This window comes from Halobaculum rubrum (assembly GCF_019880225.1).
Taxonomy (GTDB): Archaea; Halobacteriota; Halobacteria; order Halobacteriales; family Haloferacaceae; genus Halobaculum; species Halobaculum rubrum.
The window spans coordinates 695,883-719,266 of the sequence record NZ_CP082284.1; the positions used below are offsets into that span (position 1 = coordinate 695,883).

At 70.6% G+C, this 23,384-nt stretch carries 22 protein-coding genes and 3 tRNA genes; 18 read left to right on the forward strand and 7 right to left on the reverse strand.

Annotation, left to right across the window (positions count from 1 at the left end; genetic code table 11):
• Nucleotides 1–57: 57 nt before the first annotated feature.
• Both K6T25_RS03620 and K6T25_RS03625 read right to left on the reverse strand, forming a co-directional pair.
• Entirely contained in the window at nt 58–501 is a 444-nt protein-coding gene (locus K6T25_RS03620; RefSeq protein WP_222916567.1) for a DUF5790 family protein, read from the reverse strand.
• A gap of 131 nt (nt 502–632) precedes the next feature.
• The gene (locus K6T25_RS03625; protein ID WP_222916568.1) at nt 633–983 is read right to left on the reverse strand and encodes a dihydroneopterin aldolase family protein; all 351 of its coding nucleotides are present in this window, start codon (nt 981–983) and stop codon (nt 633–635) included.
• Between the two features lie 161 nt (nt 984–1,144).
• On the opposite strand from K6T25_RS03625, the gene azf reads away from it, so the two are divergent.
• Nucleotides 1,145–1,948, forward strand: a complete 804-nt coding sequence (gene azf / locus K6T25_RS03630) for an NAD-dependent glucose-6-phosphate dehydrogenase Azf (RefSeq protein WP_222916569.1) — start codon at nt 1,145–1,147, stop codon at nt 1,946–1,948.
• 49 nt (nt 1,949–1,997) lie between these two features.
• Here azf and K6T25_RS03635 read toward each other — a convergent pair whose 3' ends face one another.
• Nucleotides 1,998–2,675: a DUF309 domain-containing protein gene (locus K6T25_RS03635; protein WP_222916570.1), complete on the reverse strand. Its 678-nt coding sequence runs from the start codon at nt 2,673–2,675 to the stop codon at nt 1,998–2,000.
• 219 nt (nt 2,676–2,894) lie between these two features.
• Nucleotides 2,895–2,967, reverse strand: a tRNA-Arg gene (locus tag K6T25_RS03640).
• 130 nt (nt 2,968–3,097) lie between these two features.
• Here K6T25_RS03640 and K6T25_RS03645 point away from each other — a divergent pair.
• The 4 genes from K6T25_RS03645 (at nt 3,098) to K6T25_RS03660 (ending at nt 6,780) form a co-directional block, all read left to right on the forward strand.
• On the forward strand, nt 3,098–3,601 hold the full coding sequence (locus K6T25_RS03645) for a hypothetical protein (protein WP_222916572.1): 504 nt from the start codon (nt 3,098–3,100) through the stop codon (nt 3,599–3,601).
• Nucleotides 3,602–3,783: 182 nt separating this feature from the next.
• Complete coding sequence (locus K6T25_RS03650; RefSeq protein ID WP_222916574.1) at nt 3,784–5,238, forward strand: single-stranded DNA binding protein; 1,455 nt, start codon at nt 3,784–3,786, stop codon at nt 5,236–5,238.
• Between the two features lie 97 nt (nt 5,239–5,335).
• Nucleotides 5,336–5,770, forward strand: coding sequence for a histone (locus K6T25_RS03655; protein WP_222916576.1), 435 nt, complete (start codon nt 5,336–5,338; stop codon nt 5,768–5,770).
• 2 nt (nt 5,771–5,772) lie between these two features.
• Nucleotides 5,773–6,780, forward strand: coding sequence for a histone deacetylase family protein (locus K6T25_RS03660; RefSeq protein WP_222916578.1), 1,008 nt, complete (start codon nt 5,773–5,775; stop codon nt 6,778–6,780).
• 42 nt (nt 6,781–6,822) lie between these two features.
• Here K6T25_RS03660 and cca read toward each other — a convergent pair whose 3' ends face one another.
• Nucleotides 6,823–8,277, reverse strand: a complete 1,455-nt coding sequence (gene cca, locus K6T25_RS03665; RefSeq protein WP_222916580.1) for a CCA tRNA nucleotidyltransferase — start codon at nt 8,275–8,277, stop codon at nt 6,823–6,825.
• 158 nt (nt 8,278–8,435) lie between these two features.
• Here cca and K6T25_RS03670 point away from each other — a divergent pair.
• The 3 genes from K6T25_RS03670 (at nt 8,436) to K6T25_RS03680 (ending at nt 9,879) form a co-directional block, all read left to right on the forward strand.
• A tRNA-Asn gene (locus K6T25_RS03670) sits at nt 8,436–8,538 on the forward strand.
• A 104-nt stretch (nt 8,539–8,642) separates the two neighbouring features.
• Nucleotides 8,643–8,746, forward strand: a tRNA-Ile gene (locus K6T25_RS03675).
• Nucleotides 8,747–8,910: 164 nt separating this feature from the next.
• Entirely contained in the window at nt 8,911–9,879 is a 969-nt protein-coding gene (locus tag K6T25_RS03680) for a C-terminal binding protein (RefSeq protein ID WP_222916582.1), read from the forward strand.
• An 18-nt stretch (nt 9,880–9,897) separates the two neighbouring features.
• On the opposite strand, the gene K6T25_RS03685 is transcribed toward K6T25_RS03680, so the two are convergent.
• The gene (locus K6T25_RS03685) at nt 9,898–10,734 is read right to left on the reverse strand and encodes a DUF6663 family protein (protein WP_225917797.1); all 837 of its coding nucleotides are present in this window, start codon (nt 10,732–10,734) and stop codon (nt 9,898–9,900) included.
• An 85-nt stretch (nt 10,735–10,819) separates the two neighbouring features.
• On the opposite strand from K6T25_RS03685, the gene K6T25_RS03690 reads away from it, so the two are divergent.
• From K6T25_RS03690 to K6T25_RS03710, 5 genes are all read left to right on the forward strand, one after another.
• On the forward strand, nt 10,820–11,329 hold the full coding sequence (locus K6T25_RS03690) for a phosphate-starvation-inducible PsiE family protein (protein WP_225917798.1): 510 nt from the start codon (nt 10,820–10,822) through the stop codon (nt 11,327–11,329).
• Between the two features lie 70 nt (nt 11,330–11,399).
• Nucleotides 11,400–12,155, forward strand: coding sequence for a metallophosphoesterase (locus K6T25_RS03695; protein ID WP_222916586.1), 756 nt, complete (start codon nt 11,400–11,402; stop codon nt 12,153–12,155).
• A 126-nt stretch (nt 12,156–12,281) separates the two neighbouring features.
• The gene (locus K6T25_RS03700) at nt 12,282–13,484 is read left to right on the forward strand and encodes a thiamine pyrophosphate-dependent enzyme (protein WP_222916588.1); all 1,203 of its coding nucleotides are present in this window, start codon (nt 12,282–12,284) and stop codon (nt 13,482–13,484) included.
• A gap of 100 nt (nt 13,485–13,584) precedes the next feature.
• Nucleotides 13,585–15,132, forward strand: coding sequence for a TrkH family potassium uptake protein (locus K6T25_RS03705; RefSeq protein ID WP_222916590.1), 1,548 nt, complete (start codon nt 13,585–13,587; stop codon nt 15,130–15,132).
• A gap of 124 nt (nt 15,133–15,256) precedes the next feature.
• On the forward strand, nt 15,257–16,945 hold the full coding sequence (locus K6T25_RS03710; protein ID WP_222916592.1) for a potassium channel family protein: 1,689 nt from the start codon (nt 15,257–15,259) through the stop codon (nt 16,943–16,945).
• Between the two features lie 24 nt (nt 16,946–16,969).
• Here K6T25_RS03710 and K6T25_RS03715 read toward each other — a convergent pair whose 3' ends face one another.
• Nucleotides 16,970–18,292 (reverse strand): NAD(P)/FAD-dependent oxidoreductase, encoded by a 1,323-nt coding sequence (locus K6T25_RS03715; protein WP_222916594.1) that lies wholly within the window; start codon nt 18,290–18,292, stop codon nt 16,970–16,972.
• A gap of 238 nt (nt 18,293–18,530) precedes the next feature.
• Here K6T25_RS03715 and K6T25_RS03720 point away from each other — a divergent pair, with 238 nt between their 5' ends.
• From K6T25_RS03720 to K6T25_RS03740, 5 genes are all read left to right on the forward strand, one after another.
• Nucleotides 18,531–19,730 carry a threonine synthase gene (locus K6T25_RS03720; protein ID WP_222916596.1) on the forward strand — a complete coding sequence of 400 codons (1,200 nt, stop codon included), beginning with the start codon at nt 18,531–18,533 and terminating at the stop codon, nt 19,728–19,730.
• Nucleotides 19,731–19,818: 88 nt separating this feature from the next.
• A complete protein-coding gene (locus tag K6T25_RS03725) occupies nt 19,819–20,580 on the forward strand; it encodes a metal-dependent transcriptional regulator (RefSeq protein ID WP_222916598.1) in 762 nt (253 codons plus the stop codon).
• Nucleotides 20,577–21,278 carry a TMEM165/GDT1 family protein gene (locus tag K6T25_RS03730; protein WP_222916600.1) on the forward strand — a complete coding sequence of 234 codons (702 nt, stop codon included), beginning with the start codon at nt 20,577–20,579 and terminating at the stop codon, nt 21,276–21,278. The genes K6T25_RS03725 and K6T25_RS03730 overlap by 4 nt, the downstream gene beginning before the upstream one ends.
• Before the next feature lie 76 nt (nt 21,279–21,354).
• A complete protein-coding gene (locus tag K6T25_RS03735) occupies nt 21,355–22,041 on the forward strand; it encodes a LysE family transporter (protein ID WP_222916602.1) in 687 nt (228 codons plus the stop codon).
• A 283-nt stretch (nt 22,042–22,324) separates the two neighbouring features.
• Nucleotides 22,325–23,371 (forward strand): NAD(P)-dependent glycerol-1-phosphate dehydrogenase, encoded by a 1,047-nt coding sequence (locus K6T25_RS03740; protein WP_222916604.1) that lies wholly within the window; start codon nt 22,325–22,327, stop codon nt 23,369–23,371.
• The last annotated feature ends 13 nt before the right edge of the window (nt 23,372–23,384 follow it).

Below are 23,384 nucleotides of genomic sequence, written 5' to 3' on the forward strand. Positions count from 1 at the left end.
CTCGAGAGGACCCGTCGGGGACGGGCAGCCGGAGCCGGGCGGCCGGGGGACGGCCGACTACGCCTCCGCTTCTTCAGCGTCGTCCGCGTCGGCGTCGGCGTCGACGCCCTCGGCGTGGGCGTCCTCGAGGTCGCTTTTGATCTGCGGCACGACGCTCGTGAGATCGCCGACCTGCTCGTGGGTCTCCTCCAGCGTCTCGACCAGTTCCTGCAGGTCCTCGATCTCCGCGGCGAGCTCCTCGTCGTCCTCGAACGCGCCGGCGCGCTCGCCCAACACGTACTGTTTCTTCGCCTGCCGGAGTTCCTCGACGGCGTCGCCGGTGTCCAGCGCCGAGCGGAGGCCGTTGAGCGCGCCGAGAACGTTGTCGGCGTCCGTCTCCCAGACCGCGTCCGCATCCGGAAGCGTCGCCTTCGCGGCGCGGAGGTGGGCTTCCACGTCCGTGCGCATCTCGTCGGCCGCTTCCCCGAACAGGTCGTCGTCGTCGAAGGTAGACTGCGCCATGGTCGCGCGTTCGCCGGGGACCTTCTTAAGCGGTCGCCCGAACGTGAAAGTGAAATCGGCGGCGGCGGCGACCGAACCGGTCGAATCCGGTCGTCGCCGTCGGCACCGAGACTGAGAACCGATCTCGTGGGTCACTCGTTTCGTTCGACGACCTCCATGAGCTTCATCAACGGGTAGCCGTCCTCCATCTCCATGCGCGTGCGGACGGTGGCCCCCTCGTACGCGACGCGCATGTCGACGTCCATCAGGTGTCCCGACAGCTCGGTGTAGCCGTTCTCGTGGTCGATGTCGGCGGCGACGGCCTCGTCGTCGATCTCGACGGTCACCGACTCGCAGTACGGTTGGTTCTCGATCGACTCGGCGATCGCCGCCTCCAGCGAGCGCGTGCTCCGCGGGGAGACGGGCGTTCCAGCGAACTGATGGTACAGCGACCCGAACTTGATGCCGGCCTCGAAACACGCCTGCTGGGCGTCGGTGGTCATGGTCGACCGTCGGCGCCGTCGGGCAAAGGCGTACCGAGTGTCGGCGTGGGGCGGGGGCAGTGCGGACGTGCGAGTGACTCGCCCGAGCGACCTGTCAGCGCCGGTGAGAACGCCGGTCGAACCGCACCTTACTTACCCGCGCTCGTCGGATATCGCACCGAATGGACGAACCGGTACTGCTCACTGGAGCGGGCGGGCGCGTCGGCCGCGCCGTCCTGACCGGCATCGGCGGGGCGTACGACTGGCGCCTCCTCGACCGCGAGCCGGTCGCCGACGACGAACTGCCCGACGGCGTCACCGACGACGACGTGGTCGTCGCCGACGTGACCGACGACGACGCCGTCCGCGAGGCCGTCGAGGGCGTCGGCGCGGTCGTCCACCTCGCCGGCGACCCGCGCCCGAACGCGCCGTGGGACTCGGTCCTCTCGAACAACATCGACGGCACGCGGACGATGTTGGAGGCCGCCGTCGGCGCCGGCATCGACCGGTTCGTCTTCGCCTCCTCCAACCACGCGGTCGGGGCCTACGAGACCGACGACCGCACCCCCCACATGTACCGCAAGGACGACGAGTTCCGCCTGAACGGCTCGGAACTCCCGCGCCCGTCGAACCTCTACGGCGTCTCCAAGGCGGCCGGCGAGACGCTCGGGCGCTACTACCACGACCACCACGACCTCTCGGTCGCGTGCGTCCGCATCGGCAACCTCACCAAGGATCACCCGCCCAAGGAGTACGAGCGCGGGCAGGCGATGTGGCTCTCCCACCGCGACTGCGCACACCTGTTCGACCGCTGTCTCCTCGCCGACTACGACTACGAGATCGTCTACGGCATCTCGGACAACGACCGGAAGTACTACTCAATCGAGCGCGCCCGCGAGGTGCTCGGCTACGACCCGCAGGACAACTCCGCGGAGTACACCTTCGGCGGCGAGCCCAAGGCGGAAGTCGAACCGGATTCCGCCTAGGATCCCGTCCGTGTCCCGATTTCGTCCGCCGACCCTCCCGCATTCACGTTCAGAACAGTCCCTTCACGTCCTCCTCCTTCCGTCGCTCCTGTTCGACCAGTCCCGATAGCCGGTCGTACACCAGTCGCCGTTCCTGCGGCGTGTCCACGCGCAGGAGGTCGAACAGCAGGGCCGCGAACCGCGAGCGCCCCGCACGCTCCTCCTCGCGGGCGAACCGCGCCGCGTCCGCGACCGCGTCGGCGTCGAGGCCGTGCTCCGCCGCGAGCGCCTCGGCCGCCAGCCCCGCGGCCGCCAGCGACAGCGACTCGGGCGCGATACGGCCGCCCTCGTATCGCAGCGACGGCGCCGGCCCGCGTTCGACGCGCTCGGGGTCCGCGGCCAGACGCGCGAGCGCGTCGCGCGCTCCGGTAACGTCGACACCGCGGTACTCCTCCGGGATATCGGCGAGGTACTCCCGGGCGCTCTCGGCGAGGCCGACCGCGCCCGACCAGTTGCGGTCGCGGGCGTGGTGCCGTGCGGCGGTGAACTGGATCAGCCCGTGGAACAGCGCCTCGTCGCGGACGACAGACTCGGGGGCGTCGCCGGCGGCGACTGCGTCCTTCAGGTCGAGCCAGACGGCCTCCCACGGGTCGTGGGCGGCGTGGAACTCACCGGCCGTGTAGAGAGCGGTGCCGGCGCGAAGCGCCGCGACGCGTGCGGACTCGTCCGGGGCGTCGCTGGTGGTCACAGCGGGACTCGGGCGGGCGAGCGTTTCAGTCTGTCCGTGGCGGCGGCTCGTTCGCTGCTGAAATCTCCGTATATAGAGCGACAACCGCGCCGCACCGTGCGAGCGACAGAAGTCGCTCGCGGTGTGGCGGCGCGGTAAGAACGTCCGGACGGAGTCCACGCGAACGTAGTGAGCGTGGGCACGTCGGACGTGACTGAACGAACGAAGTGAGTGAAGGAACGTCCGGACGGAGATTTGAACTCCGGTCCCTGGCTCCGCAAGCCAAGAGGATAGTCCACTACCCTACCCGGACTCGATTCGAACGACGCCGGGCCCACGTAAATGGATTCCGATCCGATCGACCCGTGCGACCGACCACCGTGACACAAACGCCGCCTTGTGCCTACATCGAGCTTTTGCACGCGGCCGGCGTCCCGTGAACCATGGACAGACGAACCGTCCTCTCGCTCGCGGTCGGCGTCGGATCCGCTGCGCTGGCGGGTTACACCGGCGGCGACGGCGGCGGATCGGGTGGCGGCGGCGAGCCCGGCGAGTCGCCGGAGCCGACGGCGACGGAGACACCGAGCGAGGAGGGGGAGTTTCCGTGGATCACCGACCGCTCGTTCGAGCGGACCGGTGACGCGGCGGAGTCTGCCGAGTCCGCGTTCGTCTCCTTCGACACCGACCCCGTGACCGTCACGGGCGTCGTCCGAGGGAAGAACGGCTGCATGCGGGCGTCGCTCGCGGCCGCCGAGTACGACCCCGACACCGACGAACTCCGCGTCCGCGTGGAGACCGTCCGGGAGGGCGGCGACAGCTGTACCCAACAGATCGTCTACCGCGGCTACGAGGCGGCCGTCGAGTTCGCCGGAGGCCTCCCGACGTCCGTCGTCGTCGAACACGAGTCGATGGACGGGCTCCGAACCGTCACCGACGTGACGCGGTGAGCGCGTAGCCTCAAATACGATCCCGACACAGCCCGCGTATGACGAGCGACACGCCCGCGGCGGGCGACGAAGTGGCCGCGAAGACACGCGAGGGGACGGACGGGAACGGGGACGACCCGCGATCGGGATCCGGACGAACGAGAACCCTTATGCGCGGGAGTTGCCTGGATTCCGATACGACTATGGGCGCTATCGAGGACGTCTACGACGACCTGGACGCCGACGTCCCCTTCGAGGAGTTCGAGGCCGCCGTCGAGCAGAAGGTCGAGGACATGGGCGGGCTGGCCGACGAGGAGACCGCGGCGATGCTCATCGCCCACGAGCTGCGCGACGAGGAGGTCAACAGCGTCGCCGACATCGAGCCCGGGATGGACGACGTGAAGTTCCTCGCGAAGGTGATGACCGTCGGCGAGGTGCGCACCTTCGAGCGCGACGGCGAGGACGAGGACGGCCACGTCCTCAACGTCGAGGTGGCCGACGAGTCCGGCCGCGTCACGATCTCGCTGTGGGATCAGGTCGCCGTCGACGCGAAGGAGAACCTCCAAACGGGCGACGTGCTCCGAATCATGGGTCGCCCGAAGGAGGGGTACAGCGGGCTGGAGGTCGCCGTCGACAAGGTGGAGCCCGACCCGGACGCCGAAGTGGACGTGGAGGCCGTCGAGGAGTACCGCGTCGAGGACCTCACCATGGGTGCCTCCGACGTGGACCTGCTCGGCGTGATCCTCGACACCGACACCGTCCGCACGTTCGACCGCGACGACGGCTCCGAGGGGAAGGTGTCGAACCTGACCGTCGGCGACGAGACCGGCCGCGTGCGCGTCACCATGTGGGACGACACGGCCGACCGCGTCGAGGAGCTGGAGGCGGGCGAGACCGTCGAGATCGTGGACGGCTACGTCCGCGAGCGCGACGGCGATCTCGAACTCCACGTCGGCTCCCGGGGCGCCATCGAGGAGGTCGACGCCGACGTGGAGTACGTCCCCGAAACGACCGACATCGCGGACCTGGAGCTCGACGACGTGGTCGACATCGCCGGCGGCGTCATCGAGACGAGCGAGACGCGGACGTTCGACCGCGACGACGGCTCCCAAGGGCAGGTTCGCAACGTCCGCATCAAAGACGAGACCGGCGAGATCCGCGTCGCGCTGTGGGGCGACAAGGCCGACCGCGACATCGACCTCGCCGACCGGGTCGCGTTCACCGACGTGGAGATCCAGGACGGCTGGCAAGACGATCTGGAAGCCTCCGCCGGCTGGCGGTCCTCCGTCTCCGTGCTCGAACGGGCGAACGGGAGCGGGGGCGGCAGTCGCCCCGCCGGATCGGCCGATCGCGACGCCGGCCAGGGTGGGCTCGACTCCTTCGATTCCGACGCGTCGGGCGGCGCGAGCGACGACGGCGGGCCCGCCGCCGCGGCGACCACCGCCGGCGACGTGACCGGCAGCGACGACGGCGACACGGACGAGGGCGGCGTCGTGGAGTTCACCGGGACGGTCGTGCAGGCCGGGGATCCGGTGGTCCTCGACGACGGCACGCAAACCCGGTCGATCGAGACCTCGGCGAAGCTCCGCCTCGGGGAGGAGGTCACCGTCCGCGGCGTCGAGCGAAACGGCACTATCGACGCCGACGACGTGTTCTGAGGGGGATCCGTCGCTCACCGCGCGGCCCGCGGACCGCGTGCGGTCGCGGACCACGCCAACGGAAAGCGTTATACACGACACACACCGGCGTATGTGTATGACTGTCGAGTTGCCGTTCGCGCCCGTCGACGACGTCATCCGACGGAACGCGAGCGACCTCCGGGTCAGCGCCGGTGCGGCCGAGGAGTTGGCCGGACGCGTGCAACGGCACGGAGCGTCGCTGGCGACCGACGCGGCCGAGCGGGCGGCCGCGGACGGGCGAAAGACGCTGATGCCGGCTGACTTCGGGGTCGAGCAGGTGGTCGAACGCTCGACGCTGACGCTCCCCGTCGCGCCCGTCGACCGGATCGCGCGCCTCGACATCGACGACTCCTACCGCGTCTCGATGGACGCCCGCGTTGCGCTCGCGGACATCCTCGAGGACTACGCCGATAACGTCGCTCGCGCGGCCGCGTTGCTCGCGCGCCACGCCGACCGACGGACCGTCCAGGCCGACGACATCGAGACGTACTTCGCGCTCTTCGAGGGATAGCGATGCGGTTCGGCTACAGCGAGGCGTGTCTCGACCACGATACCGGCGATCGACACCCCGAGAACCCGGACCGCCTCCGCGCGATCAAGGAGGGACTCAAGCGCAAACACGGCGTCGAGTACGTCGAGTCGGATCCCGCCCCCCGCGCCGCGATCGACGCGGTCCACGACTCCGGCTACGTCGACGAGATCGTCGACTTCTGTGCGTCCGGCGGCGGCAACTGGGACCCCGACACCGTGGCGTCCGACGGCACCTGGGACGCCGCGCGCGCGGCCGCCGGTCAGGCGCAGTGGGCCGCCGAGGAGGCGCTCGCGGGCAGCCCCGGCCGCGACACCCCGTTCGCGCTCGGCCGCCCCCCGGGGCACCACGCCGTGTACGACGACGCGATGGGCTTTTGCTTCGTCAACAACGTCGCAGTCGCCGCCCAGTCGGCGCTCGACGACGGCGACGCCGATCGCGTCGCGATCTTCGACTGGGACGTCCATCACGGTAACGGGACGCAGGACATCTTCCTGGACCGCGGCGACGTGCTCTACGCGTCGATCCACGAGGACGGCCTCTACCCCGGCACCGGCGACGAGACCGAGATCGGCGAGGGGGACGGCGAGGGGGCGACGCTGAACGTCCCGCTGCCGGCGGGCGCGGGGGACGCCGACTTCCTGCTGGCCATCGACGACCTGCTCGCCCCCGTGCTCGACCGCTTCGACCCCGACCTCCTGCTCATCTCGGCGGGATTCGACGCTCACCGCCACGACCCCATCTCGCGGATGCGAGTCTCCTCGGAGGGGTACGCGCTGCTGGCCGACCGCGTGCGCACGCTCGCCGGAGAGATCGACGCCGGGCTCGGCTTCGTGCTGGAGGGGGGATACGGGCTCGACACGCTCGCCGAGGGCGTCGCGATGGTCCACGAGACGTTCGACGGGCGGCCGCCGATCGAACCCGAAAAAGAGCCAGAGGAGAAGAGCGTCCCGCTGGTGGAGGACCTCCGCGAGCGGTTCGATCTGGACTGACGGGCGGTCGCCACGCTCGCGGGAGGGGCCCTCCGGCGGGGACTACACCGACGGCTCGAAGTACTCGCGGAGGTCGGCGCCGAACTCCTCCGTCAGCGTCGCGATCTCCTCGCCCGCGAGGACGTCGTACCCGCGTTCGAGCGCCGATTCCACGCGCGCGCCGAGCGCGGCGTCGAGGATCCGGTCCGATTCGAGGACGGCGACCGCGTCGCGTTCGGCGGGATCGCGCTCGCGCTCGACGACGTAGCGGCCGTCGGCGACGAACGGGCCGTACGTGTCGGGGTCGGCGGCGTACTTCCCGTAGAAGCCGGCCGCGTGATCGCGGACGTGAATCGGCGGTCCCTCGTGGCGCTGTATCGCGGGGAGTTCGCGGTCGGCGAGTTCGACGAGTAACACCGCGCGCCGGCGGCGTGCTCCCCCGTCATCCTCCTCCGCCTCGTTTCGCTCGACCGCGAACGTCGCGGCGCGGAGCGCGTCGAACCCCATCCCGTCGAGTTCGCGTTCGACGCCCGCCAGCGAGCGCCGGAGCTGCGGGTACAGCTGGTCGTCGACGATGTCGGGCGCGTCGAAGACGACCGCCAGCGGGTCGGTCCCGCGGCGGTCGACGTGCTCGCGGACCTCAGCTGCATCGAGCGGTGTCGGGTCCGCCGGAAAGAACGGCTCCGTCCGCGGATCCGCGAGCAGGTCGCGCGCGTGATGCTGGAGTCGCGCGAGGTTGTCGCCCGAGAGCACGGCCGCGACGTTGCGCTCGGGGTCGGTCGGGTCGACGACGACGAGCGGGTCGTCGAACTCCGCGGTCCCGTGGTCCTCGGGGTCGAGCCGGACCGGCGGGTGCCAGTCGGCGACCGCCGCCAGCGTCTCGCGGGCGCCGCCGTGTTCGACCACGAGCAGTTCGGTGAGATACCCCGAGAACCCCCGCGTCCGGAGGTCGCTACCGTAGACGCCGACCCCCTTCAGGAACGCCTTGAGGACGCGAACGTCGCCCGCGAGGTCGGCGGTCAGCCGGTCGAGGAGGTACTCGTTGTGAAACGGGGTTCGGTCGACGGCCGAGCGGATCTCGGTCGCGGCGTCGACGCCGTAGCAGGGGACCAGATCCACGTCGAACCCGTCGGCGGTGCCGACGACGTACGGGTGCTCGGCGTACTCCTCTTCGCCGTCGGGGAGCACGGCGTGGCCGACGCGCAGCCCGAATCGCTCCAGTTCCTCCCGGGACAGGTCCGTCGGGAACCGGACGAACAGGTCGATGTCGCGGTCGCCAGCGAGCCACGTGCCGCGGGCCGTCGATCCGACGGTGAGCACGTCGGCCCCGTCGGCGGGCGACGGGAGGGCCGCGACGGCGTCGCGGGCGCGGTCGGCGAGGTCGGCGGCGGCCGCATCCAGTCGCGCGCGCTCGTCGGTGTCGGGGGTGACCCGCTCGCGCACCGCCGCGAGCACCGCGTCGAGGTCGTCGCCGGCGACGGCTGTGTCATCGCGGTCGTCGGCGTCCGGGTCGGTCATACGTCGGGGTTCCCTCGGGCGGGTAACGAGCGTGTCGGTCCCGAACGAGGGCGGCGACGGCGGACGGGTCCGGGCGGTGATCCGGTGTGCGAACCACCCGCTTGCGCCGGGGCGAAACGAAAGCACTTTCAAATTCACTCCAGTAGTTGTAGGTGCGAGCCGAAGTAGCTCAGCTGGTAGAGCGCCTCGCTGTTACGGGATTCAGGTCCCCTGTCTCCCGCAGAAACGAGGTGGTCCCAGGTTCGAGTCCTGGCTTCGGCGCTTCTTCGGTCTCGCTTCGCCCCGTAGCTTCGGGTCTCTCAGAGGGCAGCATCCGTCACCGGAAAGGAAACTACTTGACCGCGGCCCGACAACGACGGCCACGAGGGCCCGTAGCTTAGTCCGGTATAGCACCCGGCTCATACTCCGGCCGGTTTCGGCCGCCGGATGAGACACCGGGCGGTCGAGGGTTCGAATCCCTCCGGGCCCAGTTCCGCGACACGACGAGGAGCGCGCGGCCGCGAGGCCGCGATGCGAACGGGGGGTGGAGCGAGCCGTGAGCGAGGCGACCGGTCGGTCGTCGTCCGACCGGGAATCGGGCTCACCGTTTTTCCCGCCGCCGTCCGTGGATCCGCACATGACGGAGGGACATCCGTGAGCGCCGCCGACCTGATCGTGGTCGCCGACGACCCGAAGTACGACCCGGATCGCATCCGTGAGGTGGTGGACTGCCGCGTCCGGACGGCCGATCTCTCGACGCCGACGGCGGTGCGTGAGCACGCCGCCGACGCGGACGCCGTGGTCGTGAACGTCGGCGTCTCCGTCAGCGCGGACGTGCTGGCGGACCTGGACCTGCGCGTGCTCGCCCGCGGGGCGGTGGGACTCGACGGGATCGACGTGCGGGCGGCCGCCGACCACGGCGTACAGGTGGTCCACGTGCCCGAGTACTGCCTCGAGGAGGTGGCCGACCACGCGGTCGGTCTGTTCACGTCGCTCGCGCGCGGCATCCCGGCGTACGCCGACCGTGCGGAGGCGGGCACGTGGGACTGGGACCCGCCGTACCCGATCGAGCGGCTCGCGGACTGCACGGTCGGCCTCGTCTCCTTCGGGCCGATCGCCCGTCGATTCGCCGACCGAGTCGCGCCGCTGGTCGACGAGGTGGTCGCGGCCGACCCGTACGTCGACGAGGACGTCCTCCGCGAGCACGGGGTGGAACGCGTCGACTTCGAGACGCTGTGCCGACGTGCGGACCACCTCTCGGTCCACGCGCCGCTGACCGAGGAGACGCGCGGGATGGTCGACGCGGACGTCCTGGACGCGCTCCCGCCACACGCGGTCGTCGTCAACACCGGCCGCGGGGGCGTCGTCGACGAGGTCGCTCTGGAGTCCGCGCTCGACGCCGGCGACGTCGCCGCCGCCGGCCTCGACGTGCTGGAGACGGAGCCGCCGGGCGAGGACCACCCGCTGTTCGGGCGCGAGGACGTCGTGGTCACGTCGCACGTCGGCTGGTACTCGGAGCAGGCGAAACGCGACCTGAACGAGTCGCTGGCGCGGGACATCCGCCGGGCGTTCCGCGACGAGGAGCCGCGTGGGCTCGTCGACCCCGACGCCGACTGGCTGTAACGGCGGGCCCCCGTCCGCTCAGCGATAGGTGTCGCGGACGGTCCGCGCGAGCAGGCCGTCCCGCTCGAAGGCGATGTAGACGGCGACGAACGCGCCGTCGGGTGGCCGGAGGACGAACACCTCGCGGGGGTCGTCGTCCAGGTCGTCGTTCACACGCTCGACCAGCGGCTCCAGCGGCGTCGTCCCCGACCGGAACTCCCCGAACAGGTCGCGCGCGCCGGCCTCGCTGAACACGTACAGCGCGCCGTTCGCCTCGCCGTCGGTGTCGCGCGTGACGCGCGAGCCCATGCCGTCGCCGGCGGCGCTGGCGTCGCGCCACGCGTCGCGGGCGGCCTCGAACATCGGCTCGGCGTCGTCGATGAAGCGGTAGCGGCTCTCGCGCTCGACCGTCAGCGACTCGACGCGCGCGAGCGGGGTGTCGTCGCCGCCCCCATCGCCCCCGGCCGCCGTGTCGGGCCACCGCAGCGTCGCGGTGACGACGTACCCGGGCTCCAGCGCCGCGACCGCGTCGGCGACGGCGTCGGCGGAGTCGTCGGCCGCGACCCGAACCGGCTCGAACCCCTCGTCGGGTTCCGGTCCGGGGCCGGGATCGGGGGTATCGAGGTCGACGAACACCAGCGTCCCCTCGGTTCGGTCGAGCACGCGGTAGCGACGGGGACCGAGGCTGTCGGTATCCGTCGCCGTGGAGCGCGCGTCGGAGTCGGGGTCGCCGCCGGCGCCGTGGTCAGTCGCGTCACTCGACGCGTCGCCGGGGTTCGATTCCGCGGCGCCGGTCGCGTCGTCGGCGGCCTCGGCCCAGTCGTCGTCGCCGGCCCACGGGTCGACGGCGTCGCGGTCGTCGTCGCGCTCGGTCATGGTCGGGGTAACCGGCCGGAGGGGCAAGCGCATGTCGCTTCGCAGTTCCCCCAGCGTTTACGCGGATGGACGCCCAGGAACCGATGTGCGAATCGAGGACGCGGTCGAGCCGTCCGAGCAGGGGATGAAGCTGCTGGAGGTCGGCACGGCGTACTTCCTGATGGTGCTGTTCGCCATCGGGTTCGTCGACCTCCTACTCGTTCTGGTGGAGTTGCTATTGAGCGGCGAGTTCACGGACCCGAACCAGGTGATCGACATCATCGACACCGTGCTCGTGTTGCTGATCATCGTCGAGATCCACCAGACGGTGGTCGCGTTCTCGCGCAACGAGCCGGTCGTCCGGATCGTCATCAGCGCGGCGCTGATCGCGATCACCCGGAAGGTCATCTCCTTCCGCCCCGGCGAGTACGCCAGCATCGACGACGCGTTCGTCGCGGCGTCCGCGTTCTCCCTCCTGCTCGCGGTGCTGGTCGCCGCGTACTTCGTCGTCCGGCGGGTGAACACCGGGGCGACGGTGCCGGACCCGTTGGCCGACGGAAACGACGCGGCGGGCCCCGGACGGGAGTCCGTCGGGGATTCGAACGAGGGCGGGTGAGCGGGGTCCGACCCCGTCGCCGGCGACGGGAGCCGCCAACGCTACCTCCGAGCGCGCCGGAGGAAGAGCCGTGTTGAACGCCGAGTTCCGCGACCGCGGGGTGTACCTTCGGGACGCGGACGCGCTCGTCGTCGCGGACCTCCACGTCGGCCGCGCGGCGGCCTCCGACGTGGCCTACCCGCTGGGCGAGGCGTCGGACCTGTCCGAGCGCCTCCGGTCGCTGCTCGATCGGTTCGGTCCGACGGAGGTCGTGATCGCCGGCGACGCGGTCCACCGGTTCGACCGCGTCCCGGTCGCCGACGAGCGGACGCTCTCAGAGCTCCTCGACGCCTGCCGGGACGCCGGCGCGCGACCCGTGTTCGTTCGTGGGAACCACGATACCGCTCTCGGCGACGTGGTCAGCGGCGATACGCCTCTCGGCGACACGACGCGCTCGGATACGTGGGACGGCCGTATCCACGACGCCTACGAACTCGACGCGAGCGTCCGGGACGCGCCGGTCGTCGTCCGGCACGGCCACGACGCGCCGCCGACCGAGGAGCCGGCCGGGCTGTACGTCGTCGGCCACGACCACCCGACGATCGACATCGAGGGCAAGCGTCGGCCCTGCTGGCTGTACGCAGAGCGCGCGTTCCGCGGCGCCGACGTGCTCGTGCTGCCGGCGTTCACCCGCCTCGCCGCCGGCGTCGAGGTGAACGACATGTCCGCCCGGGAGTTCCAGTCGCCGTTCGTCACCGACGCCGACGCGCTCCGCCCGATCGTCGCCCGTGCGGACGGCGACGCCGTGGAGTTCCCGCCGCTGGGCGAGTTCCGTCGGCTGCTGTGAGGGTCCGGTCGGAACCGTTGCGACTCGGGTCCCTCCGGTGCCGGATCGCTCCCGCCCCGCTCCGTCCCCGAGCGGCGTCGCTGCCGCTGCCGAAACGGCTACCCTGTTGCACCCAGACACGCCCGTATGAGCGACGCCGACGCCGGACACGACGCGGGCGAGGGGACAGACGCCGACGCGCCGGCGGACCCGATGGACGACGTGTACCGCGTGCTCGGCCCCAACGGCGAGGTCGTCGGAACGGTCCCGGATATCCCCGACGAGACGCTGGTCGACATCTACCGCGACATGGTGACGGCCCGTCGCTTCGATGAGCGGGCGATCAGCCTCCAGCGACAGGGACGGATCGGCACCTACGCCGCCATCGAGGGGCAGGAGGCGAGCTCCGTCGCCGCCACCCACGCCCTCCGGGACGACGACCCGGTCTTCTATCAGTACCGCGAGCACGGCGCAGTCATCGCTCGCGGGTTCCCCGCAGAGTACCTCGCCTACTGGATGGGCCACGAGGCGGGTACCGCCGGCCTCGCGGATATCGACGTGTTCCCGCTCAACATCGGCATCGGCGCGCACCTCCCGCACGCCGTCGGCGCGGCGATGGCGTTCGACTACCGCGGCGACGACCGCGTCGCGTGTGCCCACTTCGGCGACGGCGCCACCTCGGAGGGCGACTTCCACGAGGCGATGAACTTCGCGGGCGTGTTCGACGCGCCCGGCGTGTTCGTCTGTCACAACAACCAGTGGGCCATCTCGATCCCCCGCGAGGACCAGACCGCGAGCCCGACGCTGGCGGCGAAAGCCGAGGCGTACGGCTTCGAGGGCGTCCGCGTCGACGGGATGGATCCGCTCGCGGTGTATGCGGTCGTCGCGGAGGCGGCCCGGAAGGCGCGAGCCGACGGGGAAGCCGGCGGCGACCGTGGGAGTGACGCGGCCGCCGAGGACGCGAACGACGGTTCGGGCTACGACCATCGCCCCACGCTGATCGAGACCCTCGAGTACCGGTTCGGTGCCCACACCACCGCCGACGACCCGAGCCAGTACCGCGACGACGAGGAGGGTGACGCCTGGCGTGCGTGGGACCCGATCCCCCGAATGGAGGGGTTCCTCCGGCGGGAGGGCATCGCCGACGACGACCTGATCGAATCGGTGCGCGAGGAGGCCGACGACCGGGTCGCCGAGGTCATCGACGCCGCCGAGCGCTTCGAGGCCGACCCCGCCGACATGTTCGGGGACGTGTACGCCGAGACGACCCCCGAACTGAAGCGTCAGAAGGAGGGGTTGCTGGCGGCGATCGAACGCCACGGCGCCGAGGCGTTCCTGCGCGAGGAGTAGGCGGAAGCGGGGAACCGTCCCGACGGGGAGGCAACCGTCCGCCGCTGTCGGGCCGTCCCGAAACGACCATCCGTCGCCCGTCGTTCAGTGCAGGTAGTCGATGGTCACTCTGCCGAGCACCCACGTCAACTACCGGGTGAGCGTCGCGTACGTCGGGACGGTCCTCAAGTACATCGGCGTCACCCCGCTGTTTCCGCTCCTCCTCGCCCTCTATTACGGCGAAGACCCGCTGCCGTTCGTGGCGACGAGCGTCGTCATGGTCGGGGCGGGAACCCTCATGGAGCAAGTTCGCGATAACGGCGAACTCGGGAACCGGGAGGGCTTTCTTCTGGTCAGCCTCGCGTGGCTGCTCGTGCCGGTCGCCGGGACTGTGCCGTATCTCGTCGCCGGGACGGGAACCGTCGCGGGCCCGGTCAACGCCCTCTTCGAGAGCATGAGCGGGTTCACGACGACCGGCGCGACCGTCCTCGGGGAGATCTCGGTCGAGCGCCACGGGCGCGCGATGCTCATGTGGCGCCAGCTCACGCAGTGGCTGGGCGGGATGGGGATCCTCGTGTTGATGATCGCCATCCTCCCGCAGCTGTCGGTCGGGGGGGCACAGGTCATGCGTCAGGAGGCACCGGGGTTATCGCTGGAGAAGCTGACGCCGCGGATCCAGGAGACTGCGCGCGCGCTGTGGGGGATCTACGCCGGTTTCACGCTCTTGGCGGCCCTCGTCTACTACGTCCTGCACCTGACCGGAGTGGCGCCGAACATGGATCTGTACAACGCGGTCGCGCACGCGCTCACGACGCTGCCGACCGGGGGGTTCTCGCCGGAGGCCCGCAGCGCCGAGGCGTTCGCGCCGGCGATCCAGTGGGCGATGATGCCGTTCATGGTCGTCGCGGGGACGAACTTCGCGCTGTTCTGGTACGTGCTTCGGGGAGAGCCACGGCGGCTGATCGACAACGCGGAGTTCCGTGGGTATCTGCTCGCGATGGTCGTCGTCGGGGCGGTCGTCTCGGCGGTGCTGTTTCTCGGTGTCGGCCTCGCCGAGACGCCGACCGCGATCGACGCGATCCCGGGGAACCTCGAGAACGCGCTCCGACAGGGCCTGTTCCAGGCGATCGCGATCGTCACGACCACCGGATACGCGAGCATGGACTTCAACACGTGGGACGCCTCCGCACAGACGATCCTCCTGTTCGCGTACTTCCTCGGCGGCTCGGCGGGGTCGGCCGCGGGCTCGATCAAGATCGTCCGCTGGGTGCTGGTTCGGAAGGACATCGGACGGGCGCTGTTCACCTCCGTTCACCCCGAGGCCGTCAGGCCGATCCGACTCGGCGAGGAGGTCGTCGACGACGACACGATCCGTGACGTGTTCGTGTTCGTCGTGCTGTTCCTCGCGCTGTTCGCGCTCTCGACGGCGCTGCTGTTCCTCGACAGCCTCCGGACGCCCGACGTCTCGCTGACCGGGCTGGAGGCGATGAGCGTCGCGATCGCGACGCTGGGGAACGTCGGGCCGGGCTTCGGCCCGGTCGGACCGATGAACAGCTTCCTGTCGTTCTCCCTCCCGGCGAAGCTCTACATGGTGTTCCTGATGTGGATCGGCCGGCTCGAGGTGCTCTCGGTGCTGGTCGTGTTCACGCCGGCGTTCTGGAGCCGGTGAGAGCCGTCGACAACCCGCGGCGCCCTCGGCAACGAATCCGCGGTCGACGATCCGACTCTCGGTCTCTCGGTGGGTTCGGCAGAAACTGATTCGTAGGAGCCCCCGCAAGCGGCGGACAGTACTCATGCCCGATATCCCGTGGTCGTCTCGGACCGACGATCTCTCGCGCCGGAGTCGGCTCATCATCTACTACGTCGCCGGCTTGGCTGCGCTCGTGTTGCTGTACACCCTTCTCTACAACACCGGGATGCGGGCGTTGGAGGGGCGGCCACAGTCGATCTTCCGGTCGTTCCAGACCGTCACGGAGACGATGACGACCACCGGCTACGGCGCCGACTCGCCGTGGGAGTCACCCTGGATGAACCTCTTCATGGTGTTCATGCAGTTGAGCGGCATCGGCGTCGGCTTCTTCACCCTCCGGGTGATCGTCATCCCGCTGTTCACCGGCGCGGAGGTCGACCTCGACAGCCGGCTGTCGCGGAAGAACGACCACGTCGTCATCTGCGAGTACGACCGCGACTCCGCCGTTCTGCTCGACGAACTCGAGGGGCTCGGGATCGACTACGTGCTCATCTCCTCGGACGAGGAGGAGGCGATCGACCTCTCCGACGAGGGGTACTCGTCGATCCACGGCTCCCCGCAGGAGGCGAGCGCGTTCGAGCGAGCGAGCATCGGGAACGCCCGGGCGGTGATCACCGACGCCGACGAGGCGAACGTGGACACGATCCTCACGGTTCGGTCGCTCCGCCCAGACGTGGAGGTCATCGCGTTGACCGACGACAGCTCCCTGCGGGACGTGCTGCTGGCGACCGGCGCCGACAGCGTCCTCTCCCCGCGTGCCGTCCTCGGCCGGCGTCTCGCGCAGAAGGCCATGTCGCTGTACACCTCGGAACTCCACGACACGGTCGGCCTCGCCGAGGGACTGGAGGTGACGGAGATCTCCGTCAGCCACGGCAGCCCGCTCGAGGGCGTCAGTATCCGGAACTCGCGCATCCGCGAGCGGACCGGCGCCAACGTCGTGGGCGCGTGGATCGACGGCGAGCTCCAGCTCCCGCCGGACCCCGACGCGGTCATCGGCGCGAACACGGTCCTGCTCGTGTCCGGCGACCACGAGGCGCTGGAGGAGCTCGGGGAGACGGCGCGGCCGGTCGGACGGCGCCGCCGCGACGAGGGGGTCGTCATCGCGGGGCTCGGCGAGGTCGGCGGGGCGGCCCTATCGGTCGTCGAGGAGGAGGACGGGGACGTGCTGACGACGACCGTCGACGTGACCGACGACCCGGGCGTCGACGTCGTCGGCGACGTGAGCTCCCGCGAGACGCTCCGGGAGGCGGGCGTCGAGGACGCCGGGGTGATCCTCGTGTGCGTCCCGGACGACTCGACGGCGCTACTGACGACCGTGCTCGCGCGGTCGCTGAACCCCGACATCGAGATCCTCGTGCGGATGAGCGACGCGAAGGCGACGACGAAGGCGCTGCGCGCCGGCGCCGACTACGTGCTCTCGGTCCCGCGGATCAGCGCCCGGATGGTCGCCCGGGAGCTCCGCGGCGAGGAGGTGTTGGGCGCCGGCAGCCAGATCCGGATCGACCGGGTGTCCGCCGAGCCGTTCGCGGGGAAGACGCTGGCGGAAAGCGGGATCTCCGAGCGGACCGGCTGCCGCGTCATCGGTATCGAGCACGAGGGGGAACTCACCGTGACTCTCGACCCGGAGCGAACGATCGCGGCCGGCGACCGACTGGTGATCGTCGGAACCGACGAGTCGGTCCAGCGCTTCCTCACGGAGTTCGACGTGTCGCCGAAGCCGCTCGAAGAGTAGCCCCGGTCGACCGCGAGTGCTCGCTCACCGCAGGTCGTCGAAAACGGCGTCGGCGGCGACCCGTCCGCTCTTCATGGCGCCCTGGATCGACGACCACTCGGTGTAGTCGCCGGCGAGGTACACCGGTCCCTCGGGGTCGCTCGCGTCCGGTAACTCCCCGTGGACGCCCGGCGGCTGTACGAACTGCGCGAACTCGAGACGGTCGGTGTGGATCGCCTCCAGCCCGTCGAAGCTGCGCTCGGGGTACCACGCCGACAGCGCCGCGCGCGTGTCCGCCGCGAGGTCGTCGCCGTCGCGGAAGCGCGCGTCGTCGCCGAGGAACGTGGCACACAGCAGCTGCTCGCCGTCGGGGGCATACTCGGGCGCCACGTCGGTGAGCGGAACGACGACGTTCGGCGACGGGTGGTCGCTGTTCAGGAGGATCTTCCTCCCCGTCGAGACAGGCGTCGCGTCCGACAGCCGGTAGTACTGGGTCGTCGACGGGACGCCCTCCGTCGGCACAGCTTCGACATCCGTCAGATCGCGTGCCGTCTTCGGGTCGGTGGCGACGACGACCGCGTCGGCGTCGACGGCCCGGTCCGTCGTCTCGACGGTGGCGCCACCGTTCGCGCCGGCAGCGGCGTCGGCCCCGCCGGTGACCCTGTCGCGGTCGATCGCCTCGACGCCCTCGCCGGTGACGATCGTCGCGCCGGCCGCCTCCGCGGACGCGCGGAGTTGCTCCGGGATCGCGCCCATCCCCGACGCGGGCACGCCGATCCGGCCGTCCGAGAGCGCACGGAAGGTGTACGCGAACACGTGCTTGGAGGTCGACAGCGAGCGATCGAGCGTGATCCCGCCGTAGAAGGGCGCCACGAAGTTCTCGACGTACTTCTCGGAGAAGCCCCACTCGCGGAGGTACTCGCGGATGCTCGCGTCCGCCCCGTCGAAGAACCACGACTCGTCGCGCTTCGAGAGGTCCTGCCGGAGCGCGAGGGTCCGAAGCTTGTCTGTCGTCGTCACCCGGCGGTTGAACGCGGACTCGACCAGCGACCGCGGGTCGCGAAGCGGATCCGAGAGCACGCTTCGGGTACCCTCCTCCGTCGAGCAGATGACGGCGCCGGGACGGAACCCCCGCAGGTCGAGCGCGGCCACGTCGAGTTCCCGCTGGACCGCGGGGTAGCCGGTGAACAGCACCTGAAACCCGCGATCGAGGGTGAACCCGTCCTCGTGGCGCGTGCGAACGCGGCCGCCGACCTCGGGGCGGCGCTCGTAGACGGTGACCTCGGCGCCCGCGTCCGCGAGATGCCGCGCGGCGACCAGCCCCGCGAGCCCCGCGCCCGCGACGACGACGTTCGGGGAATCCGACATACCGGCGCTTGGATCGCGCGACACAAAGGCGTATTCGGTCGCGTCGCCGGATCATCCGTGGTTGCGTCGCCGGATCGTCCGTGGTTGCGTCACCGGATCGTCCGTGGTTGCGTCGCCGGATCGTCCGTGGTTGCGTCACCGGATCGTCCGTAGTTGCGTCTGCGCCCCGTCACCGATCGTACCCGGAGCCGGTCTCGAACCAGCACATCCATGCGGCGGCGGCCCCAATCGCGGACGAATGCAGACGACGGACGCGTTCGACGGCCTGTCGTGCACCGACTGCGGGGAGTCGTTCGGCGTCGACGAGCACGGCCGCTGTCCCGACTGCGGGGCGCCGCTGTCGCCGACGTACGACCTCGACGCGGTCGAGGCCGGTTCCTTCGGCGACCGCGGGGACCGCGGACCGGGACAGTACCGCTTCGACGACCTCCTGCCGTTCCCGGCGGAGACCGCGATCACCGCCGGCGAGGGCGACACGCCCCTCGTGCGGACGGACCGCCTCGCCGACGAGCTCGGCGTCGCCGCCGCGTACGTGAAAGACGAGAGTCGCAATCCGACCGGAACCGTCCTCGACCGCGGGATGAGCCTCGCGGTGACTGCGGCCGGCGAGCGGGGGCTGGAACCGCTCGCGCTCGCGGCCGCCGGCAACGCCGGCCAGTCGGCGGCCGCCTACGCCGGGCGCACCGACCTGCGCTCGTACGCGTTCGTCCCTTCCAGAACCGCGTTCTCCAACAAGGCGATGGTGAACGTCCACGGCGGCGAGATGCGCGTCGTCGGCGGGCGCTACGGCGACGCCGCCGACGCGGTCGACGACCAGTTGGCCGCGGAGTACCACTCGCTGCAGGAGTTCACGACGCCGTACCGTCACGACGGGGCGAAGACGATCGCCTACGAGTTGCTTGACGCGGTCGCCGGCGGGGACGCCGCCGCCTCCCTCCCCGACGCGGTCGTCCTCCCCGCGAGCACGGGCGAACTCGTTGTCGGCGTCGTTCGGGGGTTCGAGGACCTCGTCGACCTCGGGCTCGCTCAGGAGGTCCCGGACGTGTACGCCGTGCAGCCCGCCGGCTGCGCGCCGATCGCGACCGCGTTCGAGTCCGGCGCCGACGCGGTCGAGGCGTGGGCCGGTCCCGACACCATCGTCGGCGAGCTGGAGATCGAGGACCCGGCTGGCGGCGACCTCGCGCTCGCGGCGCTGCGCGACGTGGACGGCGACGCGCTCGCCGTCGAGGACGACGACGCGCTGGAGAGCGCCGTCACCGTCGCGCAGACGGAGGTCATCGAAGTCGGCGGCGCCGGCGGCGTCGCCCTCGCGGGGGCGTGGCGACTCGCCGAATCCGGCACCTTCGGGGGCGACGACGAGGTCGTCGTCGTCAACCCGGACGCTGGCGTGAAGACGCCCGACGTGCTCCGGAGTCACCTGATGGGCAAGGGGATCTGACTGGGCGGCGGGTCCCCACCCGACGCCGCTCTGGTAGTGTTCGAGCCGGGAAGTATTTCCGTTAGACCCGTCTAATTCTCCCCAACCGATGCTGAGCGACGTGATGGAGGACTACCTGAAGGCCATCTACGTGCTCCAAACCGAGAACGGGCCGCCGGTGTCGACCTCGGCCATCGCCGAGCGCGTCGGGAAGACGCCCCCGACGGTGACGAGCATGCTGGAGACGCTCGAGGAACGCGGACTCGTCGAGCGCGAGAAGTACAAGGGGACGGAGCTGACCGAGGAGGGACGAACCGTCGCACTGGAGGTGATCCGGCATCACCGCCTGCTGGAGGCGTACCTCGCCGAACACCTCGACTACTCGTGGAGCGAGGTCCACGACGAGGCCGACGCGCTCGAACACCACATCAGCGAGGAGTTCGAGCGCCGCGTGGCCGCGACGCTGGGCGACCCCGCCGTCGATCCGCACGGCGACCCGATTCCGGGGGAAGATCTCGAACCACCGGGCGACGACGACGCCCGCCCGCTCACCGACGTCGCCGTCGGCGACCGGGTCGTCATCGCGCGCGTCAGCGACCGCGACGGCGAGGAACTGGAGTACCTCGACCGCGCGGGCATCACGCCCGAGACGACTATCGAAGTGCGAGACATCGCGCCGTTCGGAATGGTGACCGTCGAGATACTGCCGGATAGCGAGGGAGCAGACGCAGCCACTACTGACGACGCTGTCGACGACGACTCCGGCCGCGAACAGAGCCTTCCGGAGGCGATCGCCGCATCCGTTCGGGTCCGGTCGGTCGACGGCGCGGCCGACGCCGTGGCGACTGACGCCGGGGTGGGAGGTGCGTGAGCTTCTGGGAGATCGTCGTCGTCGCGGCGGTCGCACAGCTGGCGGTGCTACCCGGCGAGAAGGTCCAGTTCATCATCGCCGGGCTGTCGACGCGGTATCGCCCGGCGGTCGTCGTCGCCGCGGCGGGAACGGCGTTCGCCGGGTGGACGGCGCTGGAGATCTGGTTCGGCGCCGCGCTGCAGTCGGTGGTATCGCCGACGCTCCTGGACGGGTTCACCGCCGTGATGTTCCTCGCGTTCGCCGTGCTGCTCCTCCGGTCGGCGCCCGACAGCGGCGAGGGACTGCCCTCCACGGAGCCGGACGGTGGGCAGGTGCTCCCCGGGATCGACGGGACGGTGAACGTCTTCGGCCACGAGATCTCCGGCCGGCTCGGGAGCTTCCTCTCCATCTTCTCGATGATGGCAGCCGGGGAGTTCGGCGACAAGACCCAACTGGTGACGATCAGCCTCGCCGCGCAGTACGGGGCGACCTCCGCCATCTGGTTCGGCGAGATGGCGGTCATCCTCCCGGTGAGCCTCGCGAACGCCTATCTCTTCCACCGGTTCAGCCACCGCTTCGACGTCCGGAAGGCGCACCTCGCCGGCGCGGCGCTGTTCGCGTTCTTCGGGCTCGACACGGTGTTGGCGCTGGCGACCGGGTTCTCGATCTGGGAGACGGTCGTCGGTGCCGTGTCGGCGGCCGTGCTGGCACTGGTGTGACAGCGGCGGCGACGGTGCGGGATGGGCTGAACGCGAACCGGGGCGTTATTCACGGCAGCGTGCCTCGGCACCGAACGTGTCAGTCGTCGCCTCACTGGTCGCCGGCGTCGTGTTCGGCCTCGCGCTGGCCGCGCCGCCGGGACCGATGAACGCCGTCATCGCCGAGGAGAGCGTTCTCCGCGGGTGGACCGCCGGCTTCCGGGCCGGCCTCGGCGCGGCGACCGCCGACGCGATCTTCTTCGTGCTGTCGCTCGTCGGCATCGTCGGGTTCCTGAACGACGCGCCGCTCGTCAAGGGCCTCATGGTCGGCGTCGGCGGCGTGCTCATGCTGTACTACGCGTACGGCGCGGCCCGGGAGATCCGCGGCTCCTTCCTCGATGTCGACGCCGATCTGGTCGACGAGGAGTCGGCGGGGTTCCGGAAGGCGCTGGCGCTGGCGCTGGCGAACCCCTACCAGGTGCTGTTCTGGCTCACCGTCGGCGTCGGACTGCTCGAACCCGGGGAGATCGACGTGTTCGGCGCCGCCGACGTGACGGAGCTCGCGGGAACGCTCGTCGTCGAGACCGGAAGCCCCGCACTGTTGATCGGCTTCTTCGGCGGTATCGGGCTGTGGATAGCCGGCTTTCCGGGCGCGCTCGTCGCCGCCAAGCGGCGCGTCGAGGCGCTCGCACCGGTCGTCGCCGCGCTGTCTGCGCTGTTGCTCGGCGGCTTCGGCGTCGCCTTCCTGTTCGACGCGGCTCGGACCCTCGGTCCGCTGGTGTGACCCGTCGGAACCGGTTTCGACGCCGGAGCCGACACCGGTGCCGGTGCTGGGCGGAGTTCGGGGCGAACAGGCGACCGATCCGGTCCCGACGCGCGTGGTCGCACACCCGCTGACGCGCCGGGTCAGTTGTCACCGCATCGGCGACGATGGTCCCGTTTCCGCACATAAACGCTCGCCTCGGCAGTCGTTCGCCCCGGCCGTTCGTGCTGGCCGTTCGCGCAGTCGGTCCGGACGGCTCGGCGACACGGCAACCCCTTTACATCCCCACGCGGAACCAGCGGCTATGTTCGAGAAGTCGACGTGGATCAAGCTCCCGCGGAACGTCCTCGTCGGGCACGGCGTGCTCGACGACGTGGGGACGGCCGTCGCGGAGCTGTCGCTCGCCGGCACGCCCCTGCTCGTCACCTCGCCGACGCCGAACGACCTCGCCGGCGACCGACTGCGCGCGCAGTTCGACGGCGTCGAGACCGTCACGGTCGACTCCGCGAGTTTCGGCGCCGTCGCGGAGATCGTCGAAGCTGCCGAGGCCGCCGGCGCGACGTTCCTCGTCGCGCTGGGCGGCGGCAAGCCGATCGACCTCGCGAAGATGGCCGCCGACGAACTGGGCGTCGGGTTCGTCTCGGTTCCCACCGCCGCGAGCCACGACGGGATCGTCTCCGGCCGATCGTCGATCCCCGAGGGCGACACGCGCCACTCCGTCGCCGCGGATCCGCCGCTCGCGGTCATCGCGGACACGGAGATCATGGCGAACGCGCCGTGGGAGCTCACCACCGCCGGCTGCGCCGACATCATCTCGAACTACACCGCCGTCAAGGACTGGCGGCTGGCGCGCCGGCTGAAGAACGTCGAGTACAGCGAGTACGCGGGCGCGCTCTCGGAGATGACCGCCGAGATGCTCGTCGACAGCGCCGACTCGATCAAACAGGGCCTCGAGGAGTCCTCGTGGATCGTCTCGAAGGCGCTCGTCTCCTCGGGCGTCGCCATGTCGATCGCCGGCTCCTCGCGGCCGGCCTCCGGCGCCGAGCATCTGTTCTCCCACCAGCTCGACCGGATCGCCGAGTCCCCCGGGCTCCACGGCCACCAGGTCGGCGTCGGGTCCATCCTCACGGAGTTCCTCCACACCGGCGAGAACGGCCAGTGGCGCGCCATTCGCGACGCGCTGGAGGCGATCGGCGCCCCGACGACCGCGACCGAACTCGGCATCGACGACGAGACCGTGATCGAGGCGCTCACGACCGCACACACGATCCGCGACCGCTACACCATCCTCGGCGACGGCGTCAACGAGGACGCGGCGGTCGAAGTCGCCACGTTCACCGGCGTTATCTAAGGTCTGCGATCGA